10 protein-coding genes and 1 pseudogene are annotated in these 12,635 nt (G+C 63.6%); 7 read left to right on the forward strand and 4 right to left on the reverse strand.

All coding sequences use genetic code 11. The features are described from left to right. The first annotated feature begins 88 nt into the window (after positions 1-88). The 4 genes and pseudogenes from IB277_RS01940 to IB277_RS01955 all read left to right on the forward strand — a co-directional run bounded on the left by IB277_RS01940 (position 89) and on the right by IB277_RS01955 (position 2,735). Positions 89-409: pseudogene (locus IB277_RS01940) on the forward strand (NIPSNAP family protein). Between the two features lie 3 nt (positions 410-412). Further along, on the forward strand, positions 413-763 hold the full coding sequence (locus IB277_RS01945; RefSeq protein WP_090294761.1) for an antibiotic biosynthesis monooxygenase: 351 nt from the start codon (positions 413-415) through the stop codon (positions 761-763). Positions 764-962: 199 nt separating this feature from the next. After that, a complete protein-coding gene (locus tag IB277_RS01950; RefSeq protein ID WP_034801293.1) occupies positions 963-2,093 on the forward strand; it encodes a site-specific DNA-methyltransferase in 1,131 nt (376 codons plus the stop codon). A gap of 240 nt (positions 2,094-2,333) precedes the next feature. Next, entirely contained in the window at positions 2,334-2,735 is a 402-nt protein-coding gene (locus IB277_RS01955) for a YkvA family protein (RefSeq protein ID WP_090294759.1), read from the forward strand. A 57-nt stretch (positions 2,736-2,792) separates the two neighbouring features. On the opposite strand, the gene IB277_RS01960 is transcribed toward IB277_RS01955, so the two are convergent. From IB277_RS01960 to mutY, 3 genes are all read right to left on the reverse strand, one after another. After that, positions 2,793-3,725: a hypothetical protein gene (locus IB277_RS01960; RefSeq protein WP_090294758.1), complete on the reverse strand. Its 933-nt coding sequence runs from the start codon at positions 3,723-3,725 to the stop codon at positions 2,793-2,795. Positions 3,726-3,823: 98 nt separating this feature from the next. Next, a complete protein-coding gene (locus IB277_RS01965) occupies positions 3,824-4,441 on the reverse strand; it encodes an HAD family phosphatase (RefSeq protein ID WP_034801299.1) in 618 nt (205 codons plus the stop codon). Between the two features lie 59 nt (positions 4,442-4,500). After that, complete coding sequence (gene mutY / locus IB277_RS01970) at positions 4,501-5,589, reverse strand: A/G-specific adenine glycosylase (protein WP_210336564.1); 1,089 nt, start codon at positions 5,587-5,589, stop codon at positions 4,501-4,503. Positions 5,590-5,681: 92 nt separating this feature from the next. Between mutY and IB277_RS01975 the strand changes: the two genes are divergently transcribed. The 3 genes from IB277_RS01975 to IB277_RS01985 all read left to right on the forward strand — a co-directional run bounded on the left by IB277_RS01975 (position 5,682) and on the right by IB277_RS01985 (position 10,813). Continuing rightward, positions 5,682-6,188 (forward strand): DUF721 domain-containing protein, encoded by a 507-nt coding sequence (locus IB277_RS01975; protein WP_060516289.1) that lies wholly within the window; start codon positions 5,682-5,684, stop codon positions 6,186-6,188. Positions 6,189-6,409: 221 nt separating this feature from the next. Next, positions 6,410-7,246 carry a DsbA family protein gene (locus IB277_RS01980; RefSeq protein ID WP_090294755.1) on the forward strand — a complete coding sequence of 279 codons (837 nt, stop codon included), beginning with the start codon at positions 6,410-6,412 and terminating at the stop codon, positions 7,244-7,246. A gap of 105 nt (positions 7,247-7,351) precedes the next feature. Next, positions 7,352-10,813 carry a chromosome segregation SMC family protein gene (locus IB277_RS01985; RefSeq protein ID WP_090294753.1) on the forward strand — a complete coding sequence of 1,154 codons (3,462 nt, stop codon included), beginning with the start codon at positions 7,352-7,354 and terminating at the stop codon, positions 10,811-10,813. A 1-nt stretch (position 10,814) separates the two neighbouring features. Here the strand turns inward: IB277_RS01985 and IB277_RS01990 are convergent, their stop codons facing one another. After that, positions 10,815-12,584 carry a caspase family protein gene (locus tag IB277_RS01990; RefSeq protein ID WP_110818484.1) on the reverse strand — a complete coding sequence of 590 codons (1,770 nt, stop codon included), beginning with the start codon at positions 12,582-12,584 and terminating at the stop codon, positions 10,815-10,817. Positions 12,585-12,635 lie beyond the last annotated feature (51 nt).

Genomic DNA, 12,635 nt, shown 5'->3' on the forward strand with positions numbered 1-12,635 from the left:
GATCGTAGTCGAAGCATCCGCGTCGAACAAGGAGGCATAGTCACTCCATCGAAGGCTTGACGCCTTGCCCGACCACAGGAAGACGACGATGATCACCTGCTTCATCCGCTATGAAATCGATCCCTTCAAAAAGGACGAGTTCGCCACCTATTCGCGCAACTGGGGCGAGGCGATCCCGCGCTAAGGCGCCGATCTCATCGGCTATTTCGGTCCGCATGAGGGATCTGCGACGACGGCTTACGGCGTTTACAACATCGAGAGCCTCGCGGCCTACGAGGCCTATCGCGCCCGGCTCGCCGCCGATCCGCTCGGCCGGGAAAATTATGCCTTCTCCCGCCGCGAGCGGTTTATCCTGAAGGAGGATCGTATTTTCCTGAAGAACGTCTCGATGCCCATCGGAGGAAAGTGAAACATGATTGCCGTCATCTTCGAAGTCCTACCGGCCGAGGGCCGGCGTGACGCCTATCTCGGCATTGCCGCCGACCTGCGTCCGCTGCTCGACGACATCGATGGCTTCATCTCGATCGAGCGGTTCCAGAGTCTGGCCAATCCCGACAAGGTGTTGTCCCTGTCTTTCTGGCGCGACGAGGAGGCGGTGAAGGCCTGGCGGAACGGCGCCGAACATCGTGCCGCCCAGGATGCGGGGCGCCACGGCGTCTTTGCCGATTACCGCCTGCGCATCGCCTCCGTGATCCGCGACTACGGGCTGAACGAGCGCCGTGAGGCCCCCTCAGACAGCCGCGCCTTTCACGACGCCCGGTGAAACGGCGTCCGCGACGCTTGAACGGGGCGGCGGGAGGCGGGTGAAAAGCCCGTTCCCGCCTTTCCTGTCCACTCCAGAAGACCTCTCTAACATAGCGCGACTACGCACTTTTTCGAAACGGCCTTCAGGCTTTGGTAACCATCTTCGGTAACCATACGCTCCATGATCCGTCCCGAGTAAGCGTATTTGCGAGTTGTCCATGTCTTCAGTTGTTTCGCTTGCCGAAGTCTCCCGTTCCACCCGTCCGTTGGGCTGGCTCGACAGCATCATCAAGGGTGACTGCGTTGCCGCGCTCAATGCGCTTCCCGACAATTCGGTCGACGTCGTTTTCGCCGACCCGCCCTACAACCTCCAGCTCGGCGGCATGCTGACCCGTCCTGATCAGTCGGTGGTCGACGCCGTCGACGACGAATGGGACCAGTTCGCATCGTTCGAAGCCTACGACGCCTTCACCCGCGCCTGGTTGCTCGCCTGCCGCCGCGTGCTGAAGCCGACCGGCACCCTCTGGGTGATCGGCTCGTACCACAACATCTTCCGCGTCGGCGCCATCCTGCAGGACCTGCACTTCTGGATCCTCAACGACATCATCTGGCGCAAGACCAACCCGATGCCGAATTTCAAGGGTCGGAGGTTCCAGAACGCTCATGAGACGCTGATCTGGGCGACGCCGAACGCCAATGCCAAGGGCTACACCTTCAACTACGATGCGATGAAGGCGGCCAATGACGACGTGCAGATGCGCTCCGATTGGCTGTTCCCGATCTGCTCCGGTCACGAGCGCCTGAAAGGTGACGACGGCAAGAAGGTGCATCCGACCCAGAAGCCGGAAGCGCTGCTCGCCCGTATCATGATGGCTTCGACCAAGCCGGGCGACGTCATTCTCGATCCCTTCTTCGGTTCCGGCACGACCGGTGCCGTCGCCAAACGCCTCGGCCGCCACTTCGTCGGCATTGAGCGCGAGCAGGATTACATCGACGCGGCATCGGCACGCATCGACGCGGTCGAACCGCTCGGCAAGGCGATGCTCTCGGTCATGACCGGCAAGAAGGCCGAGCCGCGCGTCGCCTTCAACACGCTGATCGAAAGCGGGCTGATCAAGCCCGGCACGGTTCTGACGGACGCCAAGCGCCGCTACAGCGCGATCGTTCGTGCCGACGGCACGGTCGCCTCCGGCGGCGAGGCCGGTTCAATTCATCGCCTGGGCGCCAAGGTCCAGGGGCTTGATGCCTGCAACGGATGGACCTTCTGGCACTTCGAAGAGGGGAACACCCTGAAGCCCATCGACGAACTCAGAAGCGTCATTCGAAATGATCTGGCAAAACTGAACTGATCAACCAGTTCCGCCGGATCCTTCGAAAAGCGCTCTAACCGGTTTTTGTACCTTCAGTCCCGGAAAGAGAGCTTTAAATGCCCGGAATCCTCAATGTGAGGATTCCGGGCATTTGTATGTTTGGGCCATCCGACGGAGCGTTTGAAGCGCCCGGCAGGGCCCTGAGGTCGATTGCCAATCTTCGCATCCGCTCATAGGGTTCGGACAGAGCAACTTCATCCGAACAAGAGTGTTAACCGCATGGCCGTGCCCGATCGTCTCCAGCGCGTGAAGCAATGGGCGCGGCAAATCAAACGCGACGTCGTTGCGCTCTGGTTCGCCGCGCGAGATCGTCGAACGCCGTTTTCGGCGAAATTCGTTGCCGGCACTGTGGCGGCCTACGCACTTTCGCCGGTCGACCTGATCCCCGATTTCATTCCGATACTCGGCTACCTCGATGATCTTATTCTCGTTCCGCTCGGCATCCTCTTGGCCGTACGTCTGGTGCCGCCAGCGCTGATGGAAGAATTCCGAGAGCGGGCGGCGGCATTGGAAGGACGCCCGTCCAGCCGCAGCGGCCTCCTCGCGATCCTGAGCATCTGGTTCGCGGCCGCAGTCGTTGCGGCCTGGCTGGCATGGGGCTTCATCGCGGCCAGGCCCTGACAATGGGCGGCGGCGACCCGTGCCGCCGCCGCGCGCCGAATGGAGGATACGCCGCCTTTAGAGAGCCGGCGTTCCCTGTGGGCGCAAGTGGTAGAGGGTTCGGGCGCCCTTATCCTCGAAGCCGCAACTGGCGAGCACAGGCTCGAGGCGTGCTCTTTCGTCTTCCTGTAACTCGACGGTGGCGACCCTGATATCGGGATAGGCCGCGGGTATGCGCTGAAGCAGGGCGGCAACCAGGGCAATCAGCCCGCAAGACGGGGCATGGTGTTCGGTGATGTGGATCATCATTTCATCGCTCCAGACAAAGGCGTAGGCCTCGGCGACCACGAGGTCGTGATGTTCCAGCCACTGCATCAGCAGCCCGCCCTCATCCCAGTCAGCGATACGTTGGGCGACGGAGTCCGCGTCCCAGGTCGTGGTGCAGGTTTCTCCACTGCAGTCCGATATCCCCGCGCGTGTGAGGAAGTCCACGAACTTTGCGAGGAGATCTTCTGGGAGAGGCGCCTGGACGGCGTAAACGACGGCACCGTCCTTGGGTTTTGCGATTGCGGCCGGCCAGCGCTTGGGTGACGCCTGCCAGGTCCTGAACAGATCCCGAAGCGCGGTCGCGCCGGTCATTTCGACGACCTGCTGGTTGAGGGCGGTTTTTCGGGAGTGCCAGATGATGCCTTCTGAACCGGCCTCTACGGCTGCAAGCCGAAAGAGCCGCGCGAGAATTTCGGCGTCGTGCAGGTCGTGCGACGGCATGGCGTGCCAGCCTCGATCGGCCGCTCTCTTGTCGTCGCCTTCAGTCGGCGGCCGAAGGCTGAGCCAGCCCGCCAGTTTGGCATCGCGTCTGGCGACGACGAAACGGGTATCTGAAAACCGTTCTCCAAACTCTTCCGGAGGCACTTCGTCGCGAAAGCTGGCCTCGGTCGTCGCGTAGAGCTCGTCGATGAAGGCGTCCTTGGCGGCGCCGTCTCGAACTACTGAAAATTCTAAACTATTCATATATTGCCTCTGCGATTACGCAATCGCAGGTAGTAAATATGATTCGTGGCGGAATCGTGCCGCCACGAGCAGGAGCCATCGTCGATCGGCAGTTCAGCCTACGGATGAATGCCGTAGCCGGCGAGATCGGCCTTCAGCTTTTCCGGATCGACGAAATGCACCGCATGCCAGCCGGCAAGCCGCGCGGCTTCGACGTTGGGAATGCTGTCGTCGATGAAGAGGGTGGCCGATGGGTCGAGATCGAAGGTCCGCGTGTGCGTCTCATAGATGGCGATATCGGGCTTGATCAGCTTGACGTCGCCCGAAACGGTGACGCCGCGTGGCAGCGTCAGGAAGGGATAAAGGACCTGCGCCTCGCGGAACGTGTCGGAGGCGAAGTTGGTCAGCATCGTCACGTCGCGTCCTTCGGCGATCAGTCGCTCCAGGAGTGACACCGTCTCCACATAGGCGTGCGGCACCATCTCCTGCCAATATTTGCGGAAGGCGCGGATCTGTTCTTCACGCTCGGGAAAGTCCTTGATCAGCAGCGCTTCCGCCTCTTCCCAGGAACGGCCGCGGTCCTGCTCGATGTTCCAGTCGTGGGTGCAGACATTGGCAAAGAACCACTCGCGCTCGGCCTCGTCGGGGATGATGCGGCTGTAGGGCAGGTTGGGGTCGTAGTGGATAAGCACCTTGCCGATGTCGAAGACGATGTGGCGGATATCGATGCTGCTCATGAACGTATTCCCTGCTTGAACTTTCGGAGTTGGAGCGGGACGGGTGGGCCCGTACCGTGCTAGCGTTCCGCCTTGAAGGCATGCGGGATCGCCTGGGCGATCGCCTTCTTCATCACCGTCGGCAGCGCCTGGGCACTCAGCGAGTGAACCGGCTCCCACCAGCCGTTGCCCTGCGTCCCGGCGCGCGCGACATTGGCGCGGTAGACCGAGAGACGCAACTCGAAATGCGTGAACACGTGGCTGATGGTGCCGCAATCTTCCCAGGCCGCTGCAAAGGGTTGGGAGGCAAGCGAGGTGTCGCCGTCCTGCCGCGATGTCCAGTCGGTGCCGGGCACTTCGGTCATGCCGCCAAGCAGGCCCGTCTCGGCCCGCTTGCGCAGATAGACCGCGTTGTCGGCGTCGATCGCGACGAAGGCGGCGCCGCGCCGAAGCGGCTTGTCCTTCTTCTGCGCCTTGCGCGGAAAGGTTTCCGGATCGGCGACGACAAGCGCGCGACAGTGGGCGCGGAAGGGACAGAGCGAGCAGGCGGGCCGTTTCGGCGTGCAGAGCGTCGCGCCGAGATCCATCATCGCCTGGGCGAAATCACCCGGCCTGCTCTCAGGGGTGAGCGCGGCGACGCGGGCCCGCATCTCGGGCTTTGCCGCCGGCAGCGGCGTTTCGATTGCATAGAGGCGGGAAATCACCCGCTCGACATTGCCGTCGAGCACGGCGCTTCTGCGATTGAAGGCGATCGCCGCGACCGCGGCGGCGGTATAGTCGCCGATGCCGGGAAGGGACTTCAGCCCGTCCTCCGTGTCGGGAAAGCGGCCGCCATGATCGTTCGCGACGGCCTCGGCGCATTTCTTCAGGTTGCGGGCGCGCGCATAATAGCCGAGCCCGGCCCATGCCTTCATCACGTCCTCATTCTCGGCGCGCGCAAGGTCCTCGACGGTCGGCCACAGTGACAGGAACTTTTCGAAATAGGCTTTTACCGCCTGCACCGTCGTCTGCTGCAGCATCACTTCGGAAAGCCAGACATGGTAGGGATCGGCGACGATGCCTCGGCGTGCCATCGGCGGCGAAACCCGCCAGGGCAGGTCGCGATGGTGCCTGTCGTACCATTCCAAAAGCAGGGGTGCGGCGTCCGCCGCCGGTATCGTATCGTGCATGATTTGCCGGGAGTTCCGTTTCCGGCCTATACTTGGCGAAGCGGAGCCGCGGCATCAAGGCTCAATCGACATTGCCTACAGAAAGTCCATACGTGAGCGAGCAGAAGACCCGGAAGGGCGTCGTCCAGATCAGCGAAGTCGCGAACGGCCTGATCGACCCGGTGCTCGCCAAGCGGGCAGGCATCAACACCATGCTGCTCGGCTCCTGGGACGAAATCGCCGGCGAGGACTTTGCCGATTGCACGCGGCCCGAAAAGATCGCCTGGCCGCGACGGGCCTCCGAGATCATGGGCGAGGGCGGCCATCAGCCGGGCGTCCTGACGGTTGCCTGCGAGGGCGCGCGCGCGCTGTTTTTGACCCACGCCCAGGGCGAATTGATCCAGCGCATCAACGGCTTCTTCGGCTTCTATGCGATCGGGCAGCTGCGCATCGTTCAAAAGCCCGTCTCCCAGCAGCCGAAACACCGTGGCAAGCCCAAGCCGCTGACCGGTGAACCTGCACGGCGGCTCGAGACCATGGTCGAAGGCATCGAAAGCGAGGAGCTGAAGGCCGCCTTGCGTCGGCTGGGGACCGCCGTGCTCAATCCCCGGCGCCGCTAAGGCACGGCGCGCAAAACTATGCAGCGGTTTTCGCGACTACGAGACGCGAAAACCAGAGGCTTAAAGCGCAAGCAGCGAATCGGAAAGATCGCGACGCGCTTTTGGGCGGCCATCGCTCGGTCACAATTCTTTGAATTCTGTTGACGCCGCGCCACTTGCCGCCCTGCGCGGGGCAAGATATCGAATCCGCACTGCAATTCCCTCCGAACACGGGTCAAATCATGTCCGCTTCCGCAATGAACCTTACCAAGCGCCTGCTCAGCGGTGCCGCCATCGCAACTGTCGCCCTGGTGCTTGCTGCCTGCAGCGACGAAAAGAAGGAAACGGCCTCCACCACACCGGCCGCGACCACCGAAGCCGCCAAGGCTGAAACCAAGCCGGCAACGGACGCGACCACGACTGCATCGACGACCGCGACCCCGGCCACCGCCGAAGCCAAGCCCTCTGCCGGCACCGAAGTCGCCCAGACGACGGCTGCTCCCGTCAAGGTCGAGCTCCCCTCGTCGGAAGGGTCCGTCGACGTCGCCAAGCTGATGGAACCGGGCGCCCTGCCGGAAATGGCGATCGGCGACGCCAACGCGCCGGTGACGATCGTCGAATACATGTCGATGACCTGCCCGCACTGCGCCGCCTTCCACAACAACACCTTCGAGGCGATCAAGACCAAGTATGTCGACAGCGGCAAGGTCCGCTTCGTGCTGCGCGAATTCCCGTTCGATCCGCGCGCGGCGGCTGCCTTCATGCTGGCGCGCTGCGCTCCGGAAGGCCAGTACTTCCCGATGATCTCGATGCTGTTCAAGCAGCAGCAGCAGTGGGCCGCAGCCCAGAATGGTCGCGACGCTCTGCTGCAGATGTCCAAACTCGCTGGTTTTACACAGGAGAGCTTCGAGGCCTGCTTGACGAACCAAAAACTTCTGGATGATGTGAATACTGTTATGCAACGGGGCGCCAAGGAATTCGGGGTTCAGTCGACGCCGACCTTCTTTGTCAATGGCGAGCACTATTCGGGGGACATGTCGGTTGACGTTATGTCGGCCCTCATCGACAGCAAGCTCTGATCCTTCGCTTTTCCTGAAAACGGGCGACGGCAGCAGCTGTGCGCCCGTTTTTCTTGTCTGGGCTGATGGTAGAGGGGGGGACCTCGTAGCCCCAGCGTCCGCTCCATGAAGTTCAACAAGCTTCGCCTGCTCGGCTTCAAGTCCTTCGTCGAACCGACCGAATTCATCATCGAGCGCGGATTGACCGGTGTCGTCGGACCGAACGGTTGCGGCAAGTCGAACCTCGTCGAAGCCTTGCGCTGGGTGATGGGGGAGAACTCCTACAAGAACATGCGCGCTTCCGGCATGGACGACGTGATCTTTTCCGGATCCGGCAATCGTCCCGCGCGTAACACGGCCGAGGTCGGCCTTTATCTCGACAACAGCGACCGCACGGCACCCGCTGCCTTCAATGACAGCGACGAGATCCAGGTCAGCCGCCGCATCGAGCGCGAGCAGGGCTCGGTCTACCGCATCAACGGCAAGGAAGCGCGCGCCAAGGATGTACAGCTTCTCTTCGCCGACGCGTCGACTGGTGCACGCTCGCCGTCGATGGTCGGGCAGGGGCGCATCGGCGAACTGATCGCCGCCAAGCCGCAGGCCCGTCGCCAGCTCCTGGAAGAGGCGGCCGGCATCTCTGGCCTGCACTCTCGCCGCCACGAAGCGGAGCTGCGTCTGCGTGCCGCCGAGACCAATCTCGAGCGTCTCGACGACGTCACCTCGCAGCTCGAAAGCCAGATCGAGAGCCTCAAGCGCCAAGCGCGCCAGGCCAACCGCTTCAAAATGCTTTCGGCCGATATCCGCAAGCACGAGGCGATCCTGTTCCATATTCGCTGGGTGCAGGCCAAGGAGGCGGAGGGCGAGGCGACGAGCCAGCTCAACCAGGTGACTGCGCTGGTCGCGGAAAAGGCGCAGCAGCAGATGCAGGCGGCCAAGGACCAGGCGATCGCCAGCCTGAAGCTGCCGGAGCTGCGCGAAAACGAAGCGAAGTTCGCCGCCGCCCTCCAGCGTCTGCAGATTGCCCGCTCACAGCTCGAAGAGGATGCCGGCCGCATCCTCAGGCGCCGCGACGAGTTGCAGCGCCGGCTGGCGCAGCTTGCCGAGGATATCGCCCGCGAGGAGCGCCTTGTCGTCGACAATGCCGGCATTCTTTCGCGTCTCGACGAAGAGGAAGCCGAACTCAGCGACATGCTCGCGGAGGCCGACGACCGTGCGACGGAAGCGCGCGAGCGCCTCGAAGACGCAAACGAAAAGCTCGCCGGCAGCGAGGCGCTATTGGCGCGTCTAACGGCGGAACGCGCCGAGGCACAGGCCGGCCGCAACCAGCTGGAGCGCACGCTGCGCGACCTGTCGGAGCGCCAGGCACGTCTTGCCCGCCAACTTGGCGACCAGTCGCGCGATCTCGATGAACTCGACCGCCAGATGGCGGCCCTTCCCGATCCGCACGAAAAGCAGGGTCAGGTCGAGGTCGCAGAAGCTGCGCTGGAAGAAGCCGAAAGCAATGTGCTCGCGATCGAGGAAAGCCTCGCTGAAGCGCGGCGCATGGAGGTCGAGGCGCGTCAGCCCGTCGATCGGACGCGCGCGACGCTGAACGGCATCGAGACCGAGGCACGCACCATCCGGCGCATGCTGGAGGCGGTGGCCGGTGGCGCCTATCCCGCCGTCGTCGAGGAGATGAAGGTCGACCGGGGCTTCGAGACCGCATTGGGCGCGGCCCTTGGCGACGATCTCGACTCGCCGCTCGAAACCGACGCGCCGGCCCATTGGCGCGCGCCGGGGGATCATGTCGGGGACGGCGATTTGCCGGAAGGCGTGAGCCCGCTGATTGCCCATGTGAAGGCGCCCGACGCGCTGACCCGCGCCCTGAAGCAGATCGGCATCGTCGCAAGCGAGGCGGAAGCCGAGCGGCTGCTGCCCCTGCTGAAACCCGGCCAGAGCCTTGTCACCAAGCAGGGCTCCGTCTGGCGCTGGGACGGCCACGTGACTGGCTCCGAGGCGCCAAGTGCTGCCGCATTGCGGCTGGCGCAGAAGAACCGGTTGGCCGAACTCGATACCGAGGCCGACGGCGCCGCTGAGGCGCTGCGCCTCGCGGAGGCCGAACTTGCCTCTGCGGGCAGTCGCATCCGCGCCGAGGACGAGCGGTTGCGGCTTGCCCGCGACGCGCAGCGCATGATCACCCGACAGCTCGGCGAAGCCCGCGACGCGCTCGCTGCCGCTGAACGCGCCTCGGGCGACCTTGCCCGCCGCCGCGCGGTGCTTGCCGAATCGCGCAGCCAGATCGAGGCGCAGGTCGAAGAGGTGGCCGAGCAGATCGAGACGGCCAACGACGCGCTCGCCGATGCGCCCGATCTCTCCGAACTGGAACTGACGCTGCGCACACAGACGGCCGATGTCGCAGCCGATCGTGCCGCCGTCGCCGAGGCCCGTGCCGCCCATGATGGCCTGGCGCGCGAGAACGAGGCGCGTCAGCGGCGCATCGCGGCGATTGCCAGTGAACGACAGACCTGGAAGGCGCGCGCGGCGAGCGCCGATGAGCACATCGCGACCCTGCGCGACCGCGAGGCAGAAGCCCGCGACGAGGTCGAAGAGCTGATCGATGCGCCCGACGAGTTCGAGGACAAGCGCCGGGCGCTGATGAACGAGTTGCAGAAGGCGGAAGCGGCCCGACGCGAAGCGGCCGATCTGCTTGCCGAGGCTGAAAACCGTCAGCGCGAGGCGGACCGGTTGGCGGCAACCGCGCTCTCCGAACTGGCGGAATCGCGCGAAAAGCGCGGCCGCGCCGAAGAGCGGCTGGTCTCCGCCCGCGAACGTCGCGTCGAGATCGAGGCCCGCATTCAGGAAGCGCTCTCCTGCGCGCCGCACGAGGTCATGCGATTGACGGGGCTTGCCGTCGACGAGGCACTGCCGGACATGCGCAACATCGAGCGCGAACTCGAACGGCTGAAGATCGAGCGCGAGCGGCTTGGTGCCGTCAACCTGCGTGCCGAAGAAGAACAGAAGGAGCTTTCGGAAAAGCTCGCCCTGCTGCTCAGAGAGCGCGACGACGTCATCGAGGCGATCCGCAAGCTCAGGAGCGCCATCCAGAACCTGAACCGCGAGGGCCGCGAGCGCCTGATCGCCGCATTTGACGTCGTCAACGTACAGTTCCAGCGGCTGTTCACCCACCTCTTCGGGGGGGGCACGGCCGAGCTGCAACTGATCGAGAGCGACGATCCGCTGGAGGCCGGCCTTGAAATTCTCGCCCGCCCGCCGGGCAAGAAGCCACAGACCATGACGTTGCTTTCCGGCGGCGAGCAGGCGCTGACGGCGATGGCATTGATCTTCGCCGTGTTCCTGACCAATCCCGCGCCAATCTGCGTGCTGGACGAAGTCGATGCACCGCTCGACGACCACAATGTCGAGCGCTACTGCAACCTGATGGACGAAATGGCGGCGTCGACCGAGACACGCTTCATCATCATCACCCACAACCCGATCACCATGGCCCGCATGAACCGCCTGTTCGGCGTGACCATGGCCGAGCAGGGCGTCTCCCAACTCGTTTCCGTCGACCTGCAGACGGCGGAACGCCTGCGCGAAGTCGTCTGATTCACTCAAATTCGGCGATGAAACCGGATACCGGCCGCGATGGGTCGCGCGCTTCCCAGGTGTCGACGTAGGCGGCGAGGGGGACCTTGTTTGCTCGATAGGCTGCGTAAAGCGTTGCCGCCCCAGCCTTTTCCGGCGGCCGCCTGAACCACCTGCCGAAGGTGACGGCAGCGCCCGTCGTCCATCTCCACCCTTCGGCACTGCCGTTCTCGTTGGAGAGCCCGAGCCATGGCCCGACCCGCCGGTGCTCGCCGCCTTCGAACGAACTGCTGAAGAACCGGTCATCCGTATTCGCGAGTGAGGCGACGAACGTATTTTCATCGCTGGAATCGATCGTGGCAAGGTGACCGCCGCAGCGCTCGACGATCGCCTTCGCTTCCTGCCAGCCGACTTGCTGCCCGTCATAGACCGCTGCATAGAGGTGTCTGGCAAAGGTGCCATAGGTCAGTGGTAGAGGCGAAAGACACCGCACCATGGCGATCACCGGTTCGTCCTCCAGTCCCTCGAGATCGGTGGCGTCATAGCGGCGTGCGCTGGTAGCCGAGAGAATGTCCTGATCGATGCGGGCAAAGGTGAGACCCAGGCTCGCTCCGGTCTCCTGATCGAGAAATCCGGATTGCTTTAGCCCGCGGGCCGCCTGAAATGCCGTGACCGCCCTGCGTGTCTGGCCACCGAAGGCGCCGTCCGTCGCGCCCGTGTCAAAACCCTTGCTCTGCAGGGCCTGTTGCGCGGCTGCGCGCTTGTCCTTGCTATCGAGCATCTTCTGTTCCTGTGCCATCGCAGCCAGGGATGATCTGAAGTCGTCGCTTTTGCCGAGCCGCTGAATGGATTGACGCGCCGCGTCGGCGTAGCTGCTCTCGCCATGTTTGGCGATGAAGCGCTTCCAGGTCCTGGCCGTGTCCACGCGCATCGCCTTGTTGAAGTCGAGCGCGGCGATATCGACGTTGTCAACTTTCAAGGGTCGGGGCGCTTCAAGCGTGGCGCTGCCGTCGAGGTAGAATTCCAGATCGAGAGAGGAGAGGATCTGCGGCGACTGTTTGCCGCCCGTTGCCGAGCGCACCTCACGGATCACGCGCTTGAAGGCGGTGCCGATTTCGATCCCTGGGCCGGAGAGGTTGGTTATCAGCGCCCGGGTGAAGGGCGAATGCCCGTCGGTTCCGTCAGCCGCTACCTGTCCGGGCGCCGCAGCAAAGGCAACGAGCGTGCCGGCGCCCTGTGTCTCGATCGGTGCCAGACCTCTGGTGGCGCCGCCGCGGCTTGTGCCCGCCACGTCACGATTGAGTCTGTCTGCGAGCGGATTGTTGCGGCAGGCGTCGAGGAAGATCAGGGAGATTTTCGCGCGTTGTTCCAGCGCGTTCATGATCTCCGACAGCGGCATGGTTTCTGCCGGAACGTCAAACTCGCTTTCGAGCCGCGCATCGGTGCCAACAAGGAAATTCTCGCCCCGCAACTGCATGCCGTGGCCGGCGTAGTAAAACAGGGCGACATCGTCAGGCCCGATCTTGCGCGAGAAGTTTGAAAGTGCGCCGGCAAGACCACGGCGATCGGCGTTGAGGATCAAGTCGGTTTCAAAACCCTGGCCTTTGAGAAAGACATTGAACGCTTCAGCGTCGCGCGAGGCGTTGGGCAGGGTTCCCGCAAGCACATAGTTGCTCATGCCGATGACGAGCGCCAGCCGCTTGCCGTTTCCTTCGGCGGGGGCATTCCCTGTGGTGAAGGGCACGATCAGAGCGCAAAGAACCAGCCATAGCAGCTTCACACGCCAGTTCATGACCTTGCCTCCTGCTTATGATTGACTCAGCCGTGCAGGTGTTGAATTGCC

Source organism: Ensifer sp. ENS07 (assembly GCF_014852185.1).
In the GTDB taxonomy this organism is placed as follows: domain Bacteria; phylum Pseudomonadota; class Alphaproteobacteria; order Rhizobiales; family Rhizobiaceae; genus Ensifer; species Ensifer adhaerens.